The organism is Sporosarcina sp. P19 (assembly GCF_002743165.1).
GTDB classification, from domain to species: domain Bacteria; phylum Bacillota; class Bacilli; order Bacillales_A; family Planococcaceae; genus Sporosarcina; species Sporosarcina ureae.
This window is the reverse complement of record NZ_PDYR01000003.1, coordinates 30413-54133: the sequence shown is the minus strand read 5'-3', so window position 1 is coordinate 54133 and position 23721 is coordinate 30413. Positions and strand designations below refer to the sequence as shown.

Annotated in this window: 20 protein-coding genes and 1 pseudogene; 5 read left to right on the top strand and 16 right to left on the bottom strand. The window is 42.9% G+C overall.

The window, feature by feature from the left end:
- Positions 1–130: 130 nt before the first annotated feature.
- From CSV74_RS05090 to CSV74_RS05070, 5 genes are all read right to left on the bottom strand, one after another.
- A complete protein-coding gene (locus tag CSV74_RS05090; protein ID WP_099690823.1) occupies positions 131–1903 on the bottom strand; it encodes an ABC transporter ATP-binding protein in 1773 nt (590 codons plus the stop codon).
- A complete protein-coding gene (locus CSV74_RS05085; RefSeq protein WP_099690822.1) occupies positions 1896–3656 on the bottom strand; it encodes an ABC transporter ATP-binding protein in 1761 nt (586 codons plus the stop codon). Before CSV74_RS05085 ends, CSV74_RS05090 begins: the two co-directional genes overlap by 8 nt.
- Before the next feature lie 171 nt (positions 3657–3827).
- Positions 3828–5078: a Y-family DNA polymerase gene (locus CSV74_RS05080; RefSeq protein WP_099690821.1), complete on the bottom strand. Its 1251-nt coding sequence runs from the start codon at positions 5076–5078 to the stop codon at positions 3828–3830.
- A gap of 201 nt (positions 5079–5279) precedes the next feature.
- The gene (locus tag CSV74_RS05075; protein ID WP_099690820.1) at positions 5280–5693 is read right to left on the bottom strand and encodes a pyridoxamine 5'-phosphate oxidase family protein; all 414 of its coding nucleotides are present in this window, start codon (positions 5691–5693) and stop codon (positions 5280–5282) included.
- 78 nt (positions 5694–5771) lie between these two features.
- Positions 5772–6524, bottom strand: coding sequence for a DUF2087 domain-containing protein (locus CSV74_RS05070; RefSeq protein WP_099690819.1), 753 nt, complete (start codon positions 6522–6524; stop codon positions 5772–5774).
- Between the two features lie 218 nt (positions 6525–6742).
- Between CSV74_RS05070 and CSV74_RS05065 the strand changes: the two genes are divergently transcribed.
- The gene (locus CSV74_RS05065; protein WP_099690818.1) at positions 6743–7522 is read left to right on the top strand and encodes an NRDE family protein; all 780 of its coding nucleotides are present in this window, start codon (positions 6743–6745) and stop codon (positions 7520–7522) included.
- Between the two features lie 52 nt (positions 7523–7574).
- On the opposite strand, the gene CSV74_RS05060 is transcribed toward CSV74_RS05065, so the two are convergent.
- The 7 genes from CSV74_RS05060 to CSV74_RS05030 all read right to left on the bottom strand — a co-directional run bounded on the left by CSV74_RS05060 (position 7575) and on the right by CSV74_RS05030 (position 16629).
- Positions 7575–8030 (bottom strand): helix-turn-helix transcriptional regulator, encoded by a 456-nt coding sequence (locus tag CSV74_RS05060; protein WP_099690817.1) that lies wholly within the window; start codon positions 8028–8030, stop codon positions 7575–7577.
- A gap of 214 nt (positions 8031–8244) precedes the next feature.
- Positions 8245–9699, bottom strand: coding sequence for a carbon starvation CstA family protein (locus CSV74_RS05055; RefSeq protein ID WP_029053780.1), 1455 nt, complete (start codon positions 9697–9699; stop codon positions 8245–8247).
- 138 nt (positions 9700–9837) lie between these two features.
- Entirely contained in the window at positions 9838–10569 is a 732-nt protein-coding gene (locus CSV74_RS05050) for a LytR/AlgR family response regulator transcription factor (protein ID WP_099690816.1), read from the bottom strand.
- Entirely contained in the window at positions 10535–12298 is a 1764-nt protein-coding gene (locus CSV74_RS05045; protein WP_099690815.1) for a LytS/YhcK type 5TM receptor domain-containing protein, read from the bottom strand. The genes CSV74_RS05050 and CSV74_RS05045 overlap by 35 nt, the downstream gene beginning before the upstream one ends.
- A gap of 32 nt (positions 12299–12330) precedes the next feature.
- The gene (locus tag CSV74_RS05040) at positions 12331–13164 is read right to left on the bottom strand and encodes a squalene/phytoene synthase family protein (RefSeq protein WP_099690814.1); all 834 of its coding nucleotides are present in this window, start codon (positions 13162–13164) and stop codon (positions 12331–12333) included.
- 772 nt (positions 13165–13936) lie between these two features.
- Positions 13937–14926, bottom strand: a complete 990-nt coding sequence (locus CSV74_RS05035; protein ID WP_099690813.1) for an Rpn family recombination-promoting nuclease/putative transposase — start codon at positions 14924–14926, stop codon at positions 13937–13939.
- Between the two features lie 332 nt (positions 14927–15258).
- On the bottom strand, positions 15259–16629 hold the full coding sequence (locus CSV74_RS05030; protein ID WP_099690812.1) for a PepSY-associated TM helix domain-containing protein: 1371 nt from the start codon (positions 16627–16629) through the stop codon (positions 15259–15261).
- Between the two features lie 316 nt (positions 16630–16945).
- On the opposite strand from CSV74_RS05030, the gene CSV74_RS16995 reads away from it, so the two are divergent.
- Positions 16946–17080 carry a hypothetical protein gene (locus tag CSV74_RS16995; protein WP_255408325.1) on the top strand — a complete coding sequence of 45 codons (135 nt, stop codon included), beginning with the start codon at positions 16946–16948 and terminating at the stop codon, positions 17078–17080.
- A gap of 44 nt (positions 17081–17124) precedes the next feature.
- Here CSV74_RS16995 and CSV74_RS05025 read toward each other — a convergent pair whose 3' ends face one another.
- Positions 17125–17367 (bottom strand): hypothetical protein, encoded by a 243-nt coding sequence (locus CSV74_RS05025; RefSeq protein WP_099690811.1) that lies wholly within the window; start codon positions 17365–17367, stop codon positions 17125–17127.
- 206 nt (positions 17368–17573) lie between these two features.
- Here CSV74_RS05025 and CSV74_RS05020 point away from each other — a divergent pair.
- Together CSV74_RS05020 and CSV74_RS05015 are read left to right on the top strand one after the other, a co-directional pair.
- Positions 17574–18256 (top strand): annotated as a pseudogene (locus CSV74_RS05020) (MOSC domain-containing protein).
- 45 nt (positions 18257–18301) lie between these two features.
- Complete coding sequence (locus CSV74_RS05015) at positions 18302–19528, top strand: AI-2E family transporter (protein ID WP_099690810.1); 1227 nt, start codon at positions 18302–18304, stop codon at positions 19526–19528.
- Positions 19529–19727: 199 nt separating this feature from the next.
- On the opposite strand, the gene CSV74_RS05010 is transcribed toward CSV74_RS05015, so the two are convergent.
- A complete protein-coding gene (locus CSV74_RS05010; protein WP_099690809.1) occupies positions 19728–20096 on the bottom strand; it encodes a spore germination protein GerW family protein in 369 nt (122 codons plus the stop codon).
- Positions 20097–20331: 235 nt separating this feature from the next.
- Here CSV74_RS05010 and CSV74_RS05005 point away from each other — a divergent pair, with 235 nt between their 5' ends.
- Positions 20332–20643: an SRPBCC family protein gene (locus tag CSV74_RS05005; protein WP_099690808.1), complete on the top strand. Its 312-nt coding sequence runs from the start codon at positions 20332–20334 to the stop codon at positions 20641–20643.
- Positions 20644–20860: 217 nt separating this feature from the next.
- Here CSV74_RS05005 and CSV74_RS04995 read toward each other — a convergent pair whose 3' ends face one another.
- On the bottom strand, positions 20861–21313 hold the full coding sequence (locus CSV74_RS04995; RefSeq protein ID WP_369823686.1) for an SgcJ/EcaC family oxidoreductase: 453 nt from the start codon (positions 21311–21313) through the stop codon (positions 20861–20863).
- 723 nt (positions 21314–22036) lie between these two features.
- Positions 22037–23647: a catalase gene (locus CSV74_RS04985; protein ID WP_099690981.1), complete on the bottom strand. Its 1611-nt coding sequence runs from the start codon at positions 23645–23647 to the stop codon at positions 22037–22039.
- Between the last annotated feature and the right edge of the window lie 74 nt (positions 23648–23721).

The following is a 23721-nucleotide window of genomic DNA, read 5'->3' as shown; positions in this document are numbered from 1 at the left end:
CAAAATTCCTCCTTTAACAGTAGGACAAGTAGAATGCCGGCAAGCACCAACATTCCCACTCTATCGTACCAAACAAGAGGCTAGATTACGCTCCATTTGATTGTGAAATCTTTTTGACAATCACAGAAATTTACGCTTGCGCACCGTTTTGCAACTCATACATCGTATAATACAAGCCTTTTTGCGCAAGCAACTCTGCGTGTGTCCCACGTTCAACGATCTCGCCGTGGTGAAGTACGAGAATTAATTCTGCATCGGCAATCGTACTTAGACGGTGAGCGATTGCAATCGTTGTACGGCCTTCTCGCATCTTCTCTAAACTCTTCTGGATCGCCACTTCCGTTTCCGTATCAATATTCGCTGTCGCTTCGTCGAGCACAAGAACTTTCGGGTTCATCGCAATCGTCCGTGCGAACGCGATCAATTGACGCTGTCCACTCGATAACGTCGAACCGCGTTCTGTCACTTTCTGTTCGTAGCCGTTCGGCAACTCTTCAATAAAGTGATCGGCTTGTACGAACTCTGCAGCTTCCCGCACATCTTCATCCGTTAACTCTTCGTTATGCAGACGGATGTTGCTTGCGATATCACCGTAAAACATGAACGGATCTTGCAGGACGAGTCCTACTTTCTTCCGCAATTCTTCTATTGGATACTCTTTTAGCGATACGCCATCAATGAAGATGTCGCCGCGCTCGTATTCATAGAAACGCATAAATAGATTGATGATCGAACTCTTTCCGCTTCCTGTATGACCGACAAGTGCGACCGTTTCGCCTGCATTCGCAGTAAAGGAAATATCTTTCAGCACATCATTTTTACCATCATAACTGAACGTCACATTACGGAATTCGATCGTACCTTCTTGAATCTTATGAGTAGACGCTGCTTTTTGTTTCGGTTCAATTTCCGGATTATCGATCAGCGCGAATACTCGTGACGCAGATACGATTGCTTGTTGGAACATCGACAAACGTTGCATTACTTGATTGATCGGCTGGAATAGACGTCTTAGCAACGTAGTGAATGCATAGATAATCCCGACGTCGACGACCGACGTAAGAGATGCCGTTCCGAAATAACTAAGCACCGCAACGATCGAACCTGCATACATCAAGTCGATGAATGGCCCTAGCATCAAACTGTCAAAACGAATATTTCGCAGTCCGAAGCGGTAATGTCCTTCATTGACTTCAATGAATTCGTCTGACAAGCGCTTCTCCTGGCGAAAGGCCTGAATCATGTCCATACCGGATAATGACTCGGAGATTTTCGCATTCAGCTGACTGAGCCGTTCCCTTATATCCTGATAGAAGTCTGCACTATAATAGCGATAGACCGATACGAGAATCAGGAATAGTGGCAACAGGATCAGTGTATAGAGCGCAAGTTTCCCATCCAGCGTAAAGAGCGCAATATAGACGCCGACAATTCCGAAGATCGCCTGCATGAACGTAACTGCCACGCTGACGAACATTTCTTTAATCGATTCCGTATCATTCGTTACACGTGAAACGATTCCACCAGCAGGCGTCTGATCGAAGTACCGTAGCCCAAGCTTCTGGACTTTCGAGAATGCATCGATTCGGATTTGCTGGATAATTGCGAGGGCAAGCTCCTGGAACCGCAATGTTTGGAAATACGACCCGACAATGTTGACGAGTTGTAGCCCGATGTAAATGAGTGCAATGATCCATACTTCTTTCGCTGGGAAATCTAGTGGTACAACGTAGTCATCGAGGAATCGCTGGATTACTAAAGGTCCAAGAATCGTCGATGTCACCGTCAACAGCAATAATAGAATCGCAATCAGTGCACTTTTCTTCATCGGCAAGACGTATTTCGCTAGCCGCATGAACGTTTTGAACTGATCTCTGGCGGACATCTTCTGTTTGTTATTCATCTGCGCCGCCTCCTTGCTCTACGATCGACTCTAGCTGTTGCAGATCGTACATTTCCTTATACATCCCGTTTTGTGCGATTAAGCTGTCATGGTCGCCAATTTCAACGACTTCGCCTTCATCAAGAACGATAATCTGATGAGCATGCTGAATAGCACTTAAGCGGTGCGACGTAATAATGGTCGTCTTACCCGTTCTTTCTTCTTTCAATGAACGAAGAATCGCTTCTTCCGTCCGGGCATCTACTGCGGATAATGAATCATCCAGCAACAATAGCTCCGGATCCATGAGCAACGCACGTGCTATCGACACACGCTGACGCTGTCCACCGGATAACGATACCCCACGTTCTCCGACCATCGTTTCGTAGCCTGCTTCAAACGTCAGTATATCATCATGAATATGCGCGGATTTTGCAGCCGCCACAATTTTCTCCGGATCAATCTTTGGGTTCGTAAAGGCAATATTTTCACCGAGTGTAGTGGAAAACAAGAAATGGTCTTGCGGCACATAACCGATCGCCTGGCGCAAGCATTCCTTCTTATATCGCGTAATCGGAATACCACCATACGTGATCGTTCCTGTATACCCTTCGAATTCTCGCATTAATAACTTAAGAATCGCCGTTTTCCCTGAACCAGTCTTTCCGATAACGCCAAGTGTTTCCCCCTGCTTGATCGTAAAGTGTAAATTACGCAATGATGCCCGTTTATCGTCTGGGAACTTGAACGTATCGATATCAAAAACGATATCTCCATGCGGTAATTGACTCACCGCATTCGGACGATCTTGAATGCCTGGCTCAACCGAAAGTAAATCCTGAATTCGGCTGTACGATGCATTTCCTCGTTCGACAATATTGAATAGGAAACCAATTGCCAACATCGGCCATGTTAACAGTCCTAAATAGGAAGTGAACGCGACCAAATCCCCGATCGACAACTCACCTGATAAAATGAAGCGCGTTCCGAAATAAAAGGATAGAACATATGAGATCGCAAAAATCCCCGCAATCGTCGGATCGAACAACGCATCCACTTTCGCCACGCGCATATTTTCCTTGACGACTTGTTCGGAGCGTTTCGTAAACGATTCGACATCTTCTTTTTGCTGGCCAAACGTCTTCAGCACTTTAATGCCTGAAATACTCTCTTGTGCTTTGTCGTTCAAATCGGAGAATGCTTCCTGCGCCACACGGAATCGATTACGTAATAACCGTCCATAATAACTTGTCAAGATGATCATCACCGGGATCGGTAGAAGGGCGATCAGCGTTAATTTCCAACTAATCGAAAACGCCATCATCAAGATGACGAAACCACCTGTCGAAATCGAATCGAAGAGTGTCAGAATTCCTGACCCTGCCGTTTGTTGCACCGCATTGATATCATTCGTTGCGTGTGCCATTAAATCTCCGACACGTCGTCGCTGGTAAAATGAAGGCGACATGCGCGTGAAGTGTGTAAATAGACGCTCTCTCATGACGCGTGCGAGGTATACCGATGAACCAAATATCATCACGCGCCAAATATAGCGCAAGACATACATCAAGATTCCCGCTACTGCCAAAATAATCATCCAGCGTGTTAGCATCTCTGCGGTCAATTCATCTTTCGCGACCGCGTCGACAATAAAGCCGATAATTTTTGGCGGTGCCAGTTGCAGTAACGCAACAATCATTAGGGCCGTGATCCCTATGCTGTATTGTTTTTTTCTCTCAGAAAAAAACCAGCGTAAATCCAGTAATACTTTCACTGGCTTTCCTCCTTTGTTCTGCACCACTTCTCTTGCAGTATTTTTTACAATGTTCGCTATTTGAGTTTAGCAAAAGTTTTAGGATATCGAAAGTTCCGGAACTGGGATATTTCAGCATTTGAAAAAAATTCTTTCTATATAGTGAGACTATACGACTTAATTCGACTGATTTCATTTGTAATGACCACCGATTAATTGATTCCTTCTATATGCGGTACCGCCTGGCGTAACGGAAACTGCGCGAAGAATAGCAGCAGATCCATACTTCACGCGAATTTCGTCCATCACCTGACCGATTTTCTGTTGCTTCCAGTTCATCGGTTCGAATAAACTGAGTTGGAAACTGTCATGTTCTTCAAGATTCGACAAGTTGACGGAAATATGGCGCACGGGACGCCCGTCATGGAACGTCTCAAACAGCTCCTGGCAGACGCGATAAATCGCCATCGTTTCATTCGTCGCTTCTGGCAACGTTTTTTGACGATTGAAACCGCCACCGAGCGCGTGCTTTGAATAACCGAACGACAACGTAATCGTGCGCCCTTTCTTTTTCGCAAGCCGCGCACGCATCGCCGTATCCTCGCACATCTCAAGCAAAACGGCTAACACTTCGTCAGTCGTCGTATAATCGCGCAACAACGTCTGGCCTTTGCCATAACTCACTTGCCCCTCGATCAACACGGAGCCGAGGTCGGAATAATCGATGCCGTGTGCATGATAATAGAGTTGATTACCCATCACACCGAACTTCTTCTCCAAATTCTCAAGCGGCGTGTGCGCGAGATCACCGACTGAATAAATGCCCATATCTTCAAGTGTCCGCTCCACTCGCTTGCCGATGCCCCACATTTTATGAAGCGGGGCAACAGGCCATAGCTTCTCGGGTACATCTTCATACGTCCAATGCGCAATCCCCGTTTTCTTCGCTTCTAGATCTAGTGCAAGCTTCGACAGCAACATATTCGGCCCGACTCCGCACGCCGAACGCAACTCGAATTGCCGGTACAACTCATCCTGAATTCGGTAAATCAACGTCTCAAGAGGTCCCCACAATTTTTCCGTACCCGTAAAGTCGACGAAACTTTCATCGATACTGTACACATGAATCGCTTCTTTTGGCACATAGCGGTTCAACAACCTCGTTAATTCCATCGACACATCGATATAAAACTGCATTTTTGGTTCAATTAAACGAATGCTTGGATCGTCCGGAATCTCATATAGACGCATACCTGTCGTCACGCCAAATCGCTTTTTCAATGGCGGAGAAGCAGCCAGTACGACACCGCCTTTTCTTTCGATATTGCCGACAATCGCAATCGGCACTTCCATTACGTCGAGTCCTTCCATTGCCGCGGCACAGCTCGCGTAGAAGCTGCGCATATCAAGGCACGCAATTTTTCTATTCGGTAATGGTTTCATATGGTATTCACCTCTCAAAGGAACGCATGTTCTTATGAGTAGTATACCCCCATTTATTGCGTTCAAGCAATGGAAATTAGCGGGATTTGCGTGTATTTGTGGTGAATTCTCCAACCAGACAAAAATACCCCGAAAATCAGAGTGCGACCTCTCACTTTCGGGATATACTATTCATGTATACTTTTTTGGTATAGTAATTATTTACAGGGAAATATCTTGAGGGGGTTGGCCTGATTTATTCATCAAACGAATCGCTTCTGGTTCGATTTTCAAAATAACTAAATTCGGATCTTCAGGACCATCAAACCATGCCTTCATATGATCGTTCCAAATCTTCTCTTTTAAGCTTTCGTCATCGGAAATCGTGACACGACCCGAATACTCCACAAAAGCATCACCAAATCCTTCGCCTTCATAGCCAAGAAGAATATGCGTATAAGGATTATCTTCGAGCTCATCCACCTTTTCCGTTTTCTTATTAGTAGGTGTATACAAAGTCAAACCATCACTCATGAACGTCATATACCGGCTGTACGGTTTATTGTTATCCACCGTTGCCATCGTTCCGGTCATGCTCTCATCCAAGATTTTCTGTACTGTGTCTTTTGCAGTCATTTATTTCCGCTCCTTTCGCGATTACTCCTAGTCTTCCCACCTCGACATTTTCTAAACCTTAAAAGGATTGCAAGCAACTCACTTCAGCCAATATTGACTGCCGTTGCGCGTCTGACCGAAATAGCCGTATTCAATTAAATAATTCCGAAGTGTAATGAAATCTTCATGGATTTCCGAAAGCCGATCATTCATCTCATGCTTACTGTACGAAATGTCACCGTCAAAGCGCTTACTAATTTCCTGGACAATAATTCTTCGCTGTTTTTCTGTCGCTGGCATCTCTTTTAACTGGCCATCGGTTCCTTCAGGGAAAAACGTTCGTAGTATCGCTTGCTGCTCATCCTCGGCAACCAAATAATCATCGTGGAATAACTGAGATGCCTTATGCGGTGGAATAAATGCCTGCTCGTACGATTCGCGTTCTTTCAATAACTCCATCATCGCAAGGAACACTTTCGCCTGCCGTTCTTTTTCTTTTAATGCAAAGCGATGATGCCGCACAGTCGTCGCACTGCCAATCTCCAATTCTTCCTGTATACTTTTATCGCTTTTTCCTTGATAGAATAAACGCAACAGATCACCTTGATGATCGGTAATGCCTGACCATTTCTTATCGAGTTCAAGCAAATAGGCAAACACCGACTGATGCGAATGTTCGATATGCACATGCATAAATCGCTCCGCTTCATACAATGCATTCTCGTACGGATAAATGACACCTTTTTCGATTTGTTTACCGCATAATAAACAATTATACGATGTGGAACTTTCTATATACCCTTGCTTTAATTCCGTTAACGAAGCATCCCAAAACGTTTCCGTAAACTCCATGCATCCCACACTCCTATTACATTTAAGCACTAACAAACAAAATCACTATTTGTTTATCTGTTATGATCTATGATACCTCGTATATACTACGACTTCAATAGTGTAGCAAACAATATATCATTTTGTTTACTCACTAGTTTACAGCACTATCCATACAGTCGCCAAACAAATTCGCACGTGATACACTAATTTCATACGTACACAAACGGGGTGACATTATGTGTTTACTTGCATTTCAATTACAAAGCCATCCAAAGTATCAACTCGTCATGATGGCGAACCGAGATGAAGCGTACGGACGTCCGACAGCACCAGCCAACTTCTGGAGCGATTATCCCGACATTTTAGCAGGGCGCGATCTCGAACAAATGGGCACGTGGCTCGGCATTAATAAACAAGGGAAAGTCGCTGCGCTGACGAATTATCGTGACTTCACGCTACCAGAAACAGGCAAACTCTCACGCGGTCACATCGTATCTTCCTATCTACAATCGGAGCTATCAGCACGCGCATTCATGGAGCAACTGCATACAAACCGAGAGGATTACGCTGGTTGCAACGTACTTGCCGGGTCAGCTAAAGAGATGTATTACTACTCGAACGTCGAGCGATCTATCCAACAGCTAACCCATGGCACACACGGACTGAGTAATGCATTTCTAAATACTCCGTGGCCTAAGGTGGATAAAACGAAAGCTTTGCTGGCGGAATATTTGGAACAGACGGAGACGATTGATCCGAATGTATTATTCGGCATGATGCAACGAGCGGAACGATTTCCGACCGAACAACTACCTGATACTGGCGTTGGTGAAGATCTCGAGAGTTTACTGTCTTCGATCTTTATTGCGTCAAAAGACTATGGCACACGTTGCACAACGGTACTGACAATAGATAGCGAAGATCATGTAGAATTCGAAGAGCGCACATACGAAAAAGGCGTATGTACAACCACTCAAAAATATTCATTTCACATTGAAAAACCGGCTCACTCTTAAAGGAGTACAGCCGGTTTTTATCTGTTTTTCATACATTATTTTCATATAATAATTACAGTATGTCCATATACTTTTTGAATTCAGCTAAAGCTTTTTCACGGTCCCCCGTACTAAATAAACGCTTATGATCCGCTCCGATTATGCGATAATGTCCACCCGCGGTATGTTGTTGCAACTTATATTGCTGCCATTGTCCAATCTCCGTCCACCAATTAATAGATGCACTCGCAGCAGTTTCTCGCGAATGAATCTCTGTATGTACTGCCATTTCAGCTAACTCAATCGGATCTTCTCCCATGACCGAGCGCAACAGAGCACTCTCACGAAATAGGGCGCAAACTACTACCGCTGTAGCCCAACCAATTTCCTGTCGGCCTTTCTCTAGCTGTACTAATGTCTTCTTTGAGATGCCTATAATCTCCGCCATTTGATCTTGTGTGTAGTCCATTTCTGTCCGAATTAACTTCAAGCGGGGCGACACTAAGTCCATAACCGTCTGCTTATTCAACGCTTTATTCCTCCCTTTCACTTAAGTGTATATTTACACTATTAGTTACTTAAGTGATTTAAATTGTAATCTAGATATCTTTTGTGTGTATTTTCTTCATTCGAGTAAATGGTCTTTTAACTCCACTAACAGTGTATCACAATCTAAATTACTATATAAATCTACATAGAAAAACCTGCTGAACCGAAGCTCAACAGGTTGTAAATATAGCGTATTAAATTGTTCTTGTAGAATCCCAGTTTGTAATATCTTCCTCTAGTGGAATTTGTGCAGCTCGAGCTTTTACTGCCGCGTTAAAGAACAGAGCTACTAAGAAGATCGAGATGACAGTTGCACCAATCAGGGAGACATTCATCGGTAAGCCGAATCCAATGGCTGCGTTTAGTATATACGTCGTCGTCGCCATCAGCATGAACGTCCCAGGTATAAGTGCGACCCAGTAGTTCTTACCGGCAATGAAGAGATACATCGCTCCGACAAATAACGCAATGACGGCCGTTGACTGATTCGCCCAAGAGAAGTAGCGCCATAGGATGTTGAAGTCTATTTGAGTTAAGGCAATCGAGATTGCGAACATCGGAAGCGCAATCCATAGACGGCTCATGATTTTCGCTTGCGGGTACTTAATGTAGTCCGCAATAATCATGCGTGCACTACGGAAGGCTGTGTCGCCTGACGTGATCGGTAAGATAATAACACCAATTACCGCAAGTGTTCCTCCGACAGCACCAAGCATCGTGATGGATACTTCGCTGACAATAACTGCTGGTCCGCCAGCTGCAAGCAATTCATTCAATGTTACACCGTTGAACAACGCCATACCAGCCGCTGCCCAGATCATCGCAATAATAGCTTCTGCAATCATCATGCCGTAGAAAATTTTGCGACCTTGGCTTTCATTCTTCGTTGTCCGGGAAATAATCGGAGACTGAGTCGCATGGAAACCAGATAGCGCTCCACATGAGATCGTCAAGAACAATAACGGGAAGATCGGAATATTATCTGGATGTAAGTTCGCAAATGTCAATTCCGGAATCGGAACACCTTTGATGACCATCATGCCGCCGATACCAACTGCACTGATCACGAGTAGTGCGCCGAAGATTGGATAGAAACGACCGATGATTTTATCGATCGGTAATAGTGTGGCCAAAATATAATAAAGGAAAATAAGTGCAAGGATGATTCCCATAGCCATCCAACCATTCATCAGGTTGTACAGCAATCCTGCTGGTGCCGAAACGAATACGGTACCGACTAGAACGAGTAATAAAAGTGCAAATGCGTTGACGACGTGCTTCATAAATTTCCCGAGGAATTTTCCTGCCAGTTCAGGCAAGTGTGCTCCGCGGTTTCGGATGGAGATCATACCTGTCAAATAATCGTGTACAGCGCCTGCGAATATTGCCCCGACGACGATCCAGATAAATGCGACGGGACCGTATAACGCTCCCATAATCGGGCCAAAAATCGGGCCTACACCTGCGATATTTAGTAATTGAATCAATGAGTTTTTGCTAGTACTCATTGGCACATAGTCGACTCCGTCCGCGCTCGTATACGCCGGTGTCGCACGTTCTTCCTTGACGCCGAACATTTTGACGATGTACTTACCATACGTAAAATATCCGACTATTAATAATACAATAGAAAATAAAAATGTAATCATTGCTTCTTTCCCTCCCTTATAGTGATAACGCTTACATTAACTATAATAGAAAGGTGTCCAAATGATGACAAAATCTCGCAACATGTCAGTATCGCGAAGTAAGATGCACTCCGGGAGATTAACATGTTACGAGATTTTTTATCCCTCGAGACGTTGACGTAATTCTTTGACATAATTTCGGCTAACTGACAATTTCTCCGGACGTTGATCGACCTCTAGTTGATACGCTCCGTTGAACCACGGCGTCAAACTACTGACGTGCACGAGGTTCACGAGAATGCTTTTATGGATACGGAAGAACGATGAATATGTCAATCTGTTCTCAAGTTCTTTTAATGTCATGCGCGTTTCGTAATCTCGCGTAGGCGTAACAATCTTCGTCCAATTTTCTTCCCGGTGTACATAGAGAATGTCGCCAATCGGGATATAGTGGATCTCACCTTCCATTTCAACCGGCAATCGATCGATTCGTTTCGGTGACGCATCGGTTTTTGGCTGTAGCAGCAACTGTTCCACACGGGCAATCGTCTGCCGCAATTGCTCTTCATCATACGGCTTCAGTAAATAATCTATTGCATGAACACGAAACGCTTCGGCCGCGAATTGCGGATAGGCTGTCGCAAAGACGACCAGCGGTACTTTCTTTAGCGAGCCGAGTGTCCTTGCCACTTCCATACCATCAACTTTCGGCATTTCTATGTCGAGAAAAACCACGTCCGGCTGCAGTTGCATCGCCTTAATAATCGCTAACTCTCCGGAATCGGCTTCCCCGACAATCTTCACCCGTTCAAATTGCTCAAGCAAATAAATCATTTCTTCGCGCGCGTATCTTTCATCATCCACGACCAATGCGCGAATCATTTCCGTCATATCCGTTCACCTCCGACTTCGGAATGTAGAATGAAATCTTCGTTCCTTTATTCGGTGTACTTTCTATTGTGAGTCCTGAATTCTTATCAAACGTCATCAGTAATCGTCGATTGACGTTATAAAGACCGAGTCCAGTACCTTTTTCAGACTGAACTTGTTCCTGCCCAAGCATGGCGAGACGCTCAGGAACAATTCCCTCACCGTTGTCCTCCACCATAATATGAATGACGTCTCCACTTTCATGTATCGAAATATGAACCTCCGCGTTTGCGTCCAAATCTTTAATTCCGTGCGTAATCGCATTTTCAACAATCGGCTGCAACGTCAGTGGCGGAATCTTCTCTTGCATGACGCTCGGATCGACGTCGATACAAATCTTCAGTTTATCAATGAAACGCGCTTCTTCAATCATCAAATACGCTTCGACGTGCGCAAGCTCTTGCTGTAACGTAACCATCTTCGCAGTCGTCCCTTCAAGATTCTGACGCAAGAAGAACGACAACGACGACAGCAATTTCCGCGCTTCATCCGGATTTGTCCGTATCAACGATATGATAATATTCATTGAATTGAACAGGAAATGCGGACTGATCTGCGCTTGCAACGCCTGAATTTCAGCTTCCTTCGCTAGTTGATAAGCATGATCCGCTTCGGCAATTTCAAGTTGGTTACTGAGTAATTCAGCGAGTCCCGATATTAATTCAATCGTGGCATCCGTAATCGCTTTACGTGAAGGATAGAATAGTTTCAACGTTCCGATCGTTTCACCGCGCGTTTTGAGTGGCGCAATGACGATGGCCCCTGATGTCGAGACGCTCGGGTGATCATGCGCGACGGAATCCGTGACAATGAGCCGTCCTTCTTGAATTACTTGACGTGTTAAATCCGTCTGAATCGAGCCTTGCATAATCGTGCCTTTGGAGCTGACAAACGCCAAAATATCCGTTTTATCTGTCATCGCGACAGCACCTGGCTGCAACTCGTTCATGAGAATACCGCACACGGCCGAAGCGGTATCTTTTCGCATACCTGTCCGTAAATAGCCAAGCGTCTGATCCGCGATACGTAATGTTTTCTGCGCTTGCAACGCTGTCTTTTTATCCTGATCACTAATCACGTTATACGCAATCAGCATGAATAACGCAGCCCCCATACCGTTTGCTAAAATCATCGGCAAGCCAATCGCTTGTACCAATGCAAACGCTTTCTCAAACGGGTCCGCAATAACGAGAATGAGCAACATCTGCAACGCTTCCGCAGCCGCACCAATCGCGAATGCTAAAAGTGGACTGATGTGCTTGCCCTTCTTATAGAAGTAACCTGCAAGGATACCAGAAATAATAGTGGAAATCCCACACGAAATAGCCGTGAATCCACCTAAAGACATCCGGTGAATCCCGGCGATGAGTCCTGCACCGATCCCGAGTCGATAGCCACCAAGTAAACCTGCGACGACCACCCCGATCACACGGGAATTCGCAATCGCCTCATCAGTCTCAAGTTGCCACGACATATTTTCAAAATGAAACGTCTGCATATCCAGTGCCACACCGAAATACGTTCCGAAAATGCCAAACAATCCAAAAAAGAGTATCGCTGTCAGCTCTTGCCGACGATCCAATACATCTTGATGGATCATATTTTGGAAAAACCGAAAACGAGTCAGAAGGAAAGCGACCGCCACAATCATTCCGACCCGCTCGAACATAATGATCAGTAAATCTAGCATCGCAATCCTCCATTCATTCGATTAACTATGCATTACTTTAGAATCGCTTTGTTCACGACTGCTACGACTTCGATCCGCGACATTTTCTCGCGTCCTTCTTTCAATGCATCGAGTGTACTATGCGCAAGTGCCAATGGTATATTACAGAAGTTCAAAATCGTCTTCGTATGAATGTCTTCAATATACGCATCCGCTAGTGCTAAGTTCTCTTCAGCATACGCAAACATTTCCGGCAACTTCCAGTCATTCGGGAAGAAGTTCACGTCACGCACTGCGTCTTCCTTGTAGTTACGAAGAATATTAACAGACTGCAACCCGCGGCCAAAGCCTATCGCAAGGTCCCGATCCGTCTCGGTGCCATCATACCAGCGCCAAATATCCGCAAGCATAACGCCCACTAATCCAGCGACATAATACGTATAATCATCGAGATCTTCACGCGTCTCGATCACCCAGTCCTTACCTGCCCACTCCGCCATGCCACGCCCCATGATCACAGTCGATTCGAGGACTTTATTACGTGCTGTTTCCGGACAGAACTCTACCCAGTCAGCGAGACGTAACGTCACTTCAGGTAACTGGTCGCGGTATGGTGCGAATAACTCGTCCAATGCAGACGCCATCGATTCACCTGTTGCAATCGTGTGATCTAGTATGTCGCTTACTCTATTCAGTAAGTCAATGACGATCGTCACGTCTAGTTGTTCATGATCTTCGATTTCGTCGATTGCACGCATACACAAGTACGCAGACGCAACAGCTTCTCTAACGTTTGGCTCGAGTAATTTAATTGGTATGTAAAATGTACGGCTTGTCTCTTTAAGGACTTTCATTGCTTCTTTTTGTAGTTTCGCTTCGGTTTTCATGTAAGGTTCCCTCCATCAATCTTTGCACAGGTAGTGATTATATAGAATGTGTTTATTATAGCATTGATTGTATTGAGGGTGCGACTGGAAAGGTGTTGGAGGTGGAAAAGCTGGATTGCAGTCAATGAAATGAGAAGGGCTTTAGCGCTGTTTCGCTTCGCTGTGATGTATTTAATTATTAGCCAGTGGTCTAATAGCACAAATGATTTTTCGAATTCAATCAGCTGGAAGTACTGATTACGAAAGACATTCACCAATTTCTGATGATCATTATACACATATATCCAGATGATATATAAGTTCTACTGGAGATTGATTCCGTTAGAAAAGTCGATATTTTATCATTGGCCTCAGGAATACTAAATAAGATGTAGGAGGTTATTGTATTGATGTCGTGTTTTTGCGAAGAGAGCAAAGTGTTTCATTTAAAGGTGGAGGGCGCTGCTGTGATGAATGCTACAGTAACTTAGATTATGACGTTGTAAGTTTGTAGGTAAGAAATATATTGCAATATAATTGAAAACCGACACACTTAAACGTTAAGGTTAGTTGGTTTATTTTCGAGCCACTTAAGACGTACCTGTTCGTCAAGTTTACACGTTTGTTTTATTAAGAATGTTTAATTAGATAGTACTAATTATTTTTCACCCCCACCTCAATAATAAAAAGACATCTACTCTCCCCTATAACAGGTCGAAAGTAGGCGTCTTATCAACTATGCCGTGTATATGAAGTGCCAGTTTCTGAAACATTGAAATTCATTCGCTACAATTTACAATCCTAATTTTGCTTTCATCTCTTGTACACACTCTAACGATAACCCCGTTGTTTCAACTACAAGTTCAATATCCAGATCCTTCAGTATAAGTTTACGTGCTATATGTTCCTTTTCCTCTGTTTTTCCTTGTTCTATTCCTCGTTCTATTCCTCGTTCTATTCCTCGTGCCATTCCTCGTTCCGTTGCTCTTTTTTCAGCAACTTCTAATCTCCACTTTGCTTCATTGACCGCAGCTTCCTGATCTAGCACCTGTTTCAAGCGCACTTCATAAGCAAGTCGTTCTTCCGAATTGAGGCTCATTTCATTCCAGCTCGTAAATGCTTCCTCTAAATGTTTGTCAGTCATCGCAATCGCCTCCAGTTCTTTGTATATGTCTTCGTAAATATGTTGTTTCCGCTGATCCACTATACTCAACAGAAGCAACCAACGAGCCAATACATCACTCCACGGATCCAACTTTTCATCATACCAATGCGCAAGTAGCTTAGGTATTTCAATGAAATGTAACTCCAATCCGTCCGCTATACGAAATTTCTTTTCATCCTCGTGTAAATGATACGCATCGGTTTGCGTAATCAAGTCAAAGTTTAAGATGTTCATCATGATCGTAGGTTGTAGCGTCTTGTATGCCATTCCTTTTTTGTTTTGCTCACTGTATAATCTGGCCCAATAATAGAGACTTCTATTGACCATGTCGTATTGATTGGTAAATTGCATTTCAATATTAATAGGATGTCCGTCTTGCGTGGTGACAAGAATATCCAGACGCGATAGCTTGTCGTCTTCATATACCGCGCCGATTTCCGGATTTCTGAAGGTTACTTCTTTAATGGAATCCCGGCCGGTTCGTTTGAGAATGGCATTCAGAAAAACAATCGTAATTGCTTTGTTCTTCTCGCTGCCAAACAATTCTTTAAACGCAAAATCAATTTTCAAATCGACTAGATTCTTTAAATAAATCCGTTTTATTGCCCGCTTGTTCATGTGTTTTCCTCACACTTCTTAGAATAGAGTATATCATTTTTCCGATTACTTTTCTAACTGTTCTGTTAGTAGCTGTATTGAAATCAGCATATGACAGGAGCAGAAAATTGTCAAAACGTGGAAATTGAATTGTGTAAGGGAGAGAATGCGGTAGATATGAGGAATTTGATTTCGAGAATTCGTTTTTGAGGTGTTTTTTGAAGGCGAAATTGAATTGTTCATATTTTTATAAAAGAATGTAGTAGTTCTCTGACTGCGACGAAACAGAACTTGAAAAAAGCTACCTAGAGTCAACGTACTGACTTTCTAGGTAGCTTCTTCTATTTTCGCTATTACTCAGTCCGTGTATCATCTTTCCCACGACGAACCAAATACAAAATCCCTTCGACCGCAAGTACAACCAACAATGAAATCCCAAAGAGTGGCATGATGATACCTAAAATCACCATCAGCACAACAAACCCTATCGAAATTTTACTCGTCGTCTTAGGTGGTGCCGAAATATTTCCTTTTCTCTTGCGTGACAACCACATGTTGAAGCCGTAGAATATCAGGAATAAAAATGCCAGACAGACAATTAAATTGATAATTTTATTCGGCAAGCCAAACAGATGACCCTCGTGCAGCGGAATTCCCCACGTAAACCACTTCGCCAAGATTCCATACTCCCCGTAGCCTACTTTGGAGATCAAATTGCCGCTGTATTGATCGAAATAAGAAGTCATCTCTTCAGAAGGATGTACATCTAACCCCGTTACGCCGGTGTTACTACCTTTGGATACCGTGAACACACCATCTTCAGAAAACGGATAGACGATTGAATACGGTTTCGAAATCCTTTCATCCTGTACTTTCCCCATCAATTCTTCAACAGAAACCCCGTTATGGCCCATTTCCATTCCAGGCATTTCCCCATTCCCACCGTGATTCGCGTGAGGATCTGGTTTTTCGGATGTAGGGGCTTCTTCTTTACGAGTTGCCCAAGGAATCTCACTCATATCAGAAGTGGGTGGCTGTTGTTTTAGCAACGGTGTTCCGATAGAAGGATGTTCTTGAGAGGCGGTATAGATGTAATTCCCCATGAATGCGGACCAGGGAAGACCTGTGAATATGAGAATAATCATGGGAATAGTGATGATTGTACCGATTAACGCATGAATCCGTTTAAATTGGAGTCGACGTGTTGATTTCTTCGGTTTCTTTAGCGCACGGCTTTTGAATGTCATATACAGTCCGGAAAATAATAAAAAGATAGCCCAGCATGCAGCTAATTCAACTAAGTAATTGACGACAGTTCCGCCCACAAAAAGTGAACTATGAACATTTCTCATAATATTAGAATACGTATACTTTGGATTTTGAGAGCCGACTATTTCGTTATGGTCATCTAAAAATACGTATTTCTCTTCACCTGACTCGGACTTCAACGTCAGCCTCGTATTATAAGGCTCATCCAGGATCATGATCTTCGAAACTTCAAATCCTTCGTTCTCCTGTTTCACAAGAGAAATTCCTTCGTCGATCGTCAGTTGAGACGTTTCTTCGCTAGTACCAAAGAAAAGATCCTTGTAGGCAACGTTTTCAACATCATTGTAAAACAAGTACCCAATTCCGCTCAGCGTAAGCGTAATCAGAAGTGGAGCCATGAACAATGCACCAAAGAAGTGCCATCTCCAAAAACGATTGTATGTACCTTTTCTCATTGTGTCCCCTCCTCATCTAGTTAGTTATCATTTTATAGCTAACGCAATCGATCTCATTTTGGATCACTATATCTTCAACATTATGGGCGTTTTTAAAGAATGAAGTGAACGAAAGCATGATCAATTGCATATAAGCTTATGTAATTAAACCAGGAAGATATGAACTATAAATGAATTAGAGAACATTTTTTTCATTTTCTATTATTCAGTACCAAGGACTTCTTTATTAATAGTAAGTAGATTCTTTTTCTAATTTGAATACTTTTTAAACAAGAGGGTAGAAAGTAAAGAGGTGATTTAAGAGGAGTGAAGCGGGATGAAACATGTATTTGTATTGGGCGGAACTGGATTGCTTGGATTTGAAACTATAAAAGAATTATTGATGCAGGGGTTAGTCCACGGTACCACGATAGGCAAACAACTGCTTTCTATTCCGGCAAATACGGACTAAGTATGGGCATCGACTGACAATACACTATATACACGAGCGAGAGGTTATGCCTTGGATCGGTCTTCTAGCAATGAATCGTCTTGAAGAATGTATGTGAAAGCTAAGTAGGCTTCCAACTGTCCGCGGAAGTTTAGCAATGCAGGACCCGAAAGGCCATGTACACCTGAGACGCTTACTCCTTCGCTCCATTCTATAATTTTTCGATAAAGTGTCGTGACAACGATGGAAGATATGTCATCCAACTTTCTTTTGGATGTGGTTGTTACGTAGATCGTTTTTAATTTCATCGGGCTTACCTTCTTATATAGTTTATGGCGTATGGTTTTCTTTCATTTTAAAGTCTGGCGTACTCTCTTTAGTTTACTAGTTTGAACATGTGTAGAAGTGTTGAATAAAGACGAAGAGTAGATCCCGAAAGATATTTAACAAGTTCTAGTGATAGTGATACACTTATATCCAAGTGATATATTGATTCTACTGGGGGGTTGATTCCATGAATGAGGTGGAGATTCTTTCATTAAATGTAGGGAAACCTAAAGATATGGATTTTGGAAAGAAATCTGTTACGACCGGCTTTTTCAAAGAGCGGGTGCAGCAAGCGGTTTTTTATCCTCTGTACACTTCATTGGAGATGGTCAGGGAGATCTCGTTCATCACGGTGGTGTTCATAAAGCAGTTTGTGTGTATCCATATAAACATTATCATCACTGGGAACGAGCATTGGAAAGAACGCTTCCGTATGGTGCGTTCGGTGAAAACCTTACCCTAACAGGGATGACGGAAGAAGACGTATGTATCGGTGATTCTTTTCATCTCGGCGAAGCGATTGTTCAAGTGAGTCAGCCTCGCCAGCCTTGTTTTAAGTTGGCGCTTGTCTATGACCGAAAAGATTTGCCGCTTCTTGTACAGGATACAGGTTTTACGGGCTTTTATTTCCGCGTGTTGCAAGAAGGGTTGGTTTCGCCGACCGATCGGTTAGTTCCGTTAACACGCCAAGCACTTGCTATTTCAGTAGCGGAAGCGAATCGGCTGATGCATCAGGACAAGCATGACTTGAAATCGGTGCGTCGATTGCTGGAAGTTGAAGAGTTGTCCCCTAGCTGGCGGAAGACTTTTGAAAAGCGGTTGGCGGGTCAAGATGTAGATACTAGCGAACGGATTTCTGGTGAGACATAAGGTGGATGTTGAATCCAAGTTATTTCACGAGAAGAGGTGCAAAACATGGAAAATGATAAAATACGAACAATGACTACTTGGTTCCGAAACTGGTTTTTGGATAATAAAGTAGTCGCTATATTATTGATATCATTAGTCATTTTATTGAACTTACTAGTTTTTTCGAAAGTTATGCATATGTTTCATTTTGTAAAAGAGTTTCTCAGTGTAGTGGCATTACCTATCATCATGGCGGGGATTCTATTTTATCTAATAAATCCATTGATCGATATGATGGAAAGAAAGAAGATCAAGCGTGTTTGGGGAATTGCACTAGTCTTCATGGTCATCAGTGGATTAGTGGCATGGGGCGTGATCATCCTCATTCCGATTATACGCGAGCAAGCTACAAGCCTCATTCAAAACTGGCCGGAATATTGGACTCAATTATTGGCACAATTTGAAGGCTTATTAAGCAGTAATTTATTTTCTCAATTGCAAGGAAAGTTGGACGATATCGATCAAAGTATTATAGATTCGATAACAGAACAAACGAAGGGTTTCATGGATTCTGCTTTATCGGGTATCGGTAACATACTCGGAACTGTGACCAATGTGGTCATCGCATTGCTCACTATGCCGATTCTTTTATTCTTTTTATTGAAAGATGGACGTGATTTACCGTATCATACAATGAAACTGTTGCCGACGAAGATGCGTGCCACTACGTATCAAGTATTAAAAGAAATCAATACGAAAATCAGTCAATATATCCGTGGGCAATTATTAGTAGCGTTTTTTGTAGGATTGATGTTCTGGATTGGTTTAGCGATTGTCGGCCTTGAGTATGCCGTTCTACTTGCGATCGTAGCAGGAGTCCTAAACTTAGTTCCTTATTTAGGATCGTTCCTTGCGATTATACCGATTGTCATTATTGCATTAGCATCTTCACCTTTCATGTTGGTGAAAGTCATTATTGTGTTTGCCGTTGAACAAGCACTTGAAGGCAGATTGATCCAGCCTTTGATTTTAGGGAGTAATTTGAAAATACATCCCGTAACTATTATTATCGTGTTGCTGACAGCTGGGAAATTATTCGGCGTGCCAGGTGTTATACTAGGAATTCCAGCTTATGCTGTTATTAAGGTAATTGCCGAGCATATCTTTACATGGTATAAATCCTATTCGGGTCTATATGTAGAGCCCTACAACCCTGCACCTACGCCGAATGTTCCCATTGAGAAAAGGAAAGTGAAGAAGCGTAAGGGTTTTAATTTATGGAAAAAGCGTTAGATTATGCTGCTCACGGAAAAGTACAAGCCCGAAATGAGACAGCTCTTCTTTCCAAAATCCATAGGGTGTTGAATAATAGAGCGTGTCTTCTAGGGTTGTAAGTTACCTAGAAGACACGCTCTAAAAGTTCTCATTTCATAAATTAGATTAGCGTAATGAATGGAACAAATCGAACAGCTATAACTTTTTCGAGCTTCGTTCATTTCCCCTTGCAAAGTGCCAATAAGCCTAGAACTCCACCAACAACCACAGTCAACGCAGTGAGCTTCTTCACATCCAACGTAGACTCAAACTTCACCTGGTCTGGTGTAATTACATAAACGCCAATGGGTTTAATCGTGAAAGCACCGCCTCCACCTTCCCCTCCACTACCGTCACCACCCCCACCTACTGCATATTTAACTTTCGCCACAGGGACTACTTTTTGCAAACCAAGTTCAATCGGTTCTCCGTATATGAAGGTCACGTCTTTTTGGTTGGCAAATTTATTGAAAATCGTTTTAACAGGTGTTTCGATATACTCTTTCTTCCCAGCATTCTCGTTCGGTTGAGCTTGTCCATTATTCATATATATTCCCCCCTACTTTACTCATTCGCCTTTTTCGATCAATCACCTTCAATCTATATGCTTCAGTGAATCCAATCAGTCATCCAATACGCAGAGCAGATATTCGTCAGCAACACGGAAATCAGAGCGCCTCGAGTCAAACTCTCGTGTTTGTTTAAGTAATGATGTTTAATCAAATAGTCATATTTATTTATACCGATGCCAATTATCTATATTCGGATCAGAAGTATGAATGATGAATTCACAAGAAAAAGTAGAAGATATCCGTAAAACCGTCATACTCAATGCGCAGCTTGAAAAAGTAAGGGAAGCAGTTTCTACATTAGAGGGCATTGCAGCATGGTGGATGCTAAATTCACGTAAACCGATTGTAGGATCTGAATCTGTACTTCATACAGAGCAATTTGGCGATTCACCTTCTAAAGTAACTGAATTTGAACAACCCCACACAGTCGTTCGTGGATTTATGGAGAGCGGTTGGGAACGGATTGTAAAGAGAAATTTCCTGCCGCACAGCAGTAAATCAGCATCTTCATATTCTTGTTAATGCAGGTCTTGTCAGACGTCAGAGGGTTGGACATGAAACCCGCTTTATGCTTAATTCCGAGCCGTTGATTGAATTAAGGGGCTGGCTTAGTTTCTTTGGACCATATTGGGACGAAAACCTGCTCGCTCTTAAAGAATATATAGGGATAGATAATGATTAGCACGAAGCTAAGTTTCTCTACTTCATGGCCACATTACATGACGCGGTTACGACTTTATCATTCGTTAATTAATCGCCTTAACTCATCTGTCATTTGCTCAACTAATTCCGGTCTCCCATGAAATTGAGCGGGCGTATTTTGGAAGAGCTCAATTTTCCAATTACCGTCTTTGTTAACTGTGACGAGAGTTTGAAGGGCGTTTACTGTGGGCTCAATATCTGTTTTTCCAGGTGGAATCATCCCTGCTATAGCTTGTACTATTGCCGTATCAGTTCCTATTGCCCGAACGTCTTTTACTTTAGTTACAAAAGAGGCAGTGCGATGATTTTCAAAGATGGATGCGAGATGCGATAAGATATCTTCTCGTCCAACCATTTTGCTTCCATCAAAACCAATTTGAATGCCTTGTTCTGTAAATAGTTCAGCCATTCCTTTTGCATCACGTTTGTTCCATGCTTCTATTAATCTTCGATAAAGACTATTGATTTCATCTATTTTAGAGATATTCAAGCACTGTTCCACCTTTACATATTAGGATTTTTTTGTACTTCGCTTGTTGAACAACGGTAGCCACTACATACTTCACCATAAATATCTACTTGCATTTTTTCAAAAAGTTAACTCGTACTCTACGTGCGATGCTAGATCATGCTCTAATTTAAGATTAATTGGCATGTGATTTCGATTTGGTTATCCGTTCACTAATAAACCCCATGACTATGCCAACACCGATCGGTACTAGTGAAATCTCAGTATGCGAGAGTGAAATATTAAATATAAGACTATCTATATTCGCTATAAAGCCTATGATATAGAGTACTATCATCGTTCCAAATGAAACTATTAATGGAATCCAAAAGGTCTTATTCACAACTTCACCTCTCAATCTTCTTAGCGGGTTGTAAGTGATATTTTTATTATGAAAACAAGTATTCTACTCTAGTTCCACTTGCATCTTTTGCACATGTTACTCATTCAGTGCAATCACCTACAGACACTACTTAGTATAAAGTATATCATTTCTCTGGTGAATATTCTAACTACTCTGTCATTTATTTCATTAAACTCTGCATAAAACCGTCAAAGTGAAAAATAGGATCTGAAAATAAAAAAGCATCTATATACGACACAAATGTAGTTGCTTGCACAATCACATTCGTTTCCTATACAGATGCTACTCACTCTTCATTCACAACATATTTCAGCTTGGATAAAAGACGCTAAACCTTTTAATCAATAAGGATCTGCTTCATGGCCTTTGTCCACTGCATCTTTCACAGCCGTTTTAGAATCAGGTGTGCCCTGTCCAAATTTTGATTGACCTGACTCACGACCAGGGATGTTAGGTTCTGCCGCCGATCCTTCCAGTTCTTTTATTTTCTGTTCAATACCCGCTTGTACAAGACGCCCGTATTCATAATCCGCTTGCGTGAAGTGTTCGATCATCGCTTTTTGTATGCGTACATCACACGCTGCGAGCGCATCGGAAAGATTATTGATTAATTCCTCTCGTTCCCATTCTTCAAACTGCCGGAACGTCTCGCCTGCTTGCCCATAATTATTCGGTCGGTCAATTGGCGCGCTCATTGCCGCTGCGTTATACGTAGGTCTGTGCGGAGGCCGGCTTTCCCCTGTTGCTTCTCGAAATCCACCGAGCATGGATGGTTCATAATTAATATGTGGATTGTCTCCCGACTCGTTGGCGTCGCGTTGGTCCATTTGACCACGTTGCTGGTTTGTCCGTACTTCTTTTTTCGGTGCATTTACAGGCAACTGGAGATAATTCGTGCCGATTCGATGACGTTGTGTATCGGAATACGAGAATGTACGGCCTTGAAGCATTTTATCGTCTGAAAAATCCATTCCATCTACAAGTACTCCGGTTCCGAAAGCCGCTTGCTCAATGTCCATATGGAAGTCATCAGGGTTGCGATCTAACACCATCTTCCCTACTGGCAGCCAAGGAAACTGTTCTTCCGGCCAAAGCTTTGTATTATCAAGCGGATCAAAATCCAGTTCTGGGTGATATCCATCTTCCATAATTTGCACAAAAAGTTCCCATTCAGGGTACTCTTTACGTTCAATAGCTTCAGATAAATCTTGCGTCGCATGTGCAACGTTTTTTGCCTGTACCGCATCGGCATCCTCCTGTGTTAAATTACGGATACCTTGCTTTGGCTCCCAATGATACTTCACTAGTACCGCTTCGCCTTTGTCATTGACCCACTTGTATGTATTCACACCAGAGCCTTGCATGTGACGATACGTGGCGGGAATGCCCCATGGTGAAAACAAAAACGTAATCATATGGATAGATTCTGGGGATCGCGAGACAAAATCAAACATGCGTTGTGGATGCGGTATATTGGAAGCTGGATCAGCTTTGAATGCGTGAATCATATCGGGGAATTTCATTGCATCCCGAATGAAAAATATCTTCAAATTATTACCTACTAAGTCCCAGTTGCCATCTTCTGTATACATCTTCACCGCAAATCCCCGTGGATCTCGTGCAGTTTCGGGTGAATCTTTAGCGCCCGCTACAGTAGAGAAACGCGCGACTAAAGGCGTTCTCTTTCCAGCACCCGAAAACACTTTGGCACGGGTGTACTTTTCAACTGGTTCATTCCCAGCTTTCCCATATGTCTCAAAATAACCAAACGCACCCGAGCCTCTTGCATGGACTACTCGTTCAGGTATTTCCTCACGATCAAAATGAGATATTTTTTCGATAAAATGATAATTCTCAAGCGTAGCAGGGCCACGGTCGCCAATTGTTCTGATGTTTTGATTGTCCTGTACCGGATGACCTTGGCGCGTCGTAAGTATTTCTCGCTCTTCCATTTGACCCTCGTTCTGTTTATGTTGTTTCTTTTCCACTGTATTCCTCCTCGACAAAGTGCTTACCATTTCTACTA

Bases quoted from the DNA above. Each gene is read 5' to 3' on its own strand.
- CSV74_RS05090 (WP_099690823.1), bottom strand. From the start codon at position 1,903: ATGAATAACAAACAGAAGATGTCCGCCAGAGATCAGTTCAAAACGTTC.
- CSV74_RS05080 (WP_099690821.1), bottom strand. From the start codon at position 5,078: ATGAAACCATTACCGAATAGAAAAATTGCGTGCCTTGATATGCGCAGC.
- CSV74_RS05075 (WP_099690820.1), bottom strand. From the start codon at position 5,693: ATGACTGCAAAAGACACAGTACAGAAAATCTTGGATGAGAGCATGACC.
- CSV74_RS05070 (WP_099690819.1), bottom strand. From the start codon at position 6,524: ATGGAGTTTACGGAAACGTTTTGGGATGCTTCGTTAACGGAATTAAAG.
- CSV74_RS05065 (WP_099690818.1), top strand. From the start codon at position 6,743: ATGTGTTTACTTGCATTTCAATTACAAAGCCATCCAAAGTATCAACTC.
- CSV74_RS05055 (WP_029053780.1), bottom strand. From the start codon at position 9,699: ATGATTACATTTTTATTTTCTATTGTATTATTAATAGTCGGATATTTT.
- CSV74_RS05050 (WP_099690816.1), bottom strand. From the start codon at position 10,569: ATGACGGAAATGATTCGCGCATTGGTCGTGGATGATGAAAGATACGCG.
- CSV74_RS05045 (WP_099690815.1), bottom strand. From the start codon at position 12,298: ATGCTAGATTTACTGATCATTATGTTCGAGCGGGTCGGAATGATTGTG.
- CSV74_RS05040 (WP_099690814.1), bottom strand. From the start codon at position 13,164: ATGAAAACCGAAGCGAAACTACAAAAAGAAGCAATGAAAGTCCTTAAA.
- CSV74_RS05035 (WP_099690813.1), bottom strand. From the start codon at position 14,926: ATGAACAAGCGGGCAATAAAACGGATTTATTTAAAGAATCTAGTCGAT.
- CSV74_RS05030 (WP_099690812.1), bottom strand. From the start codon at position 16,629: ATGAGAAAAGGTACATACAATCGTTTTTGGAGATGGCACTTCTTTGGT.
- CSV74_RS16995 (WP_255408325.1), top strand. From the start codon at position 16,946: ATGAAACATGTATTTGTATTGGGCGGAACTGGATTGCTTGGATTTGAA.
- CSV74_RS05025 (WP_099690811.1), bottom strand. From the start codon at position 17,367: ATGAAATTAAAAACGATCTACGTAACAACCACATCCAAAAGAAAGTTG.
- CSV74_RS05015 (WP_099690810.1), top strand. From the start codon at position 18,302: ATGGAAAATGATAAAATACGAACAATGACTACTTGGTTCCGAAACTGG.
- CSV74_RS05010 (WP_099690809.1), bottom strand. From the start codon at position 20,096: ATGAATAATGGACAAGCTCAACCGAACGAGAATGCTGGGAAGAAAGAG.
- CSV74_RS05005 (WP_099690808.1), top strand. From the start codon at position 20,332: ATGAATTCACAAGAAAAAGTAGAAGATATCCGTAAAACCGTCATACTC.
- CSV74_RS04985 (WP_099690981.1), bottom strand. From the start codon at position 23,647: ATGGAAGAGCGAGAAATACTTACGACGCGCCAAGGTCATCCGGTACAG.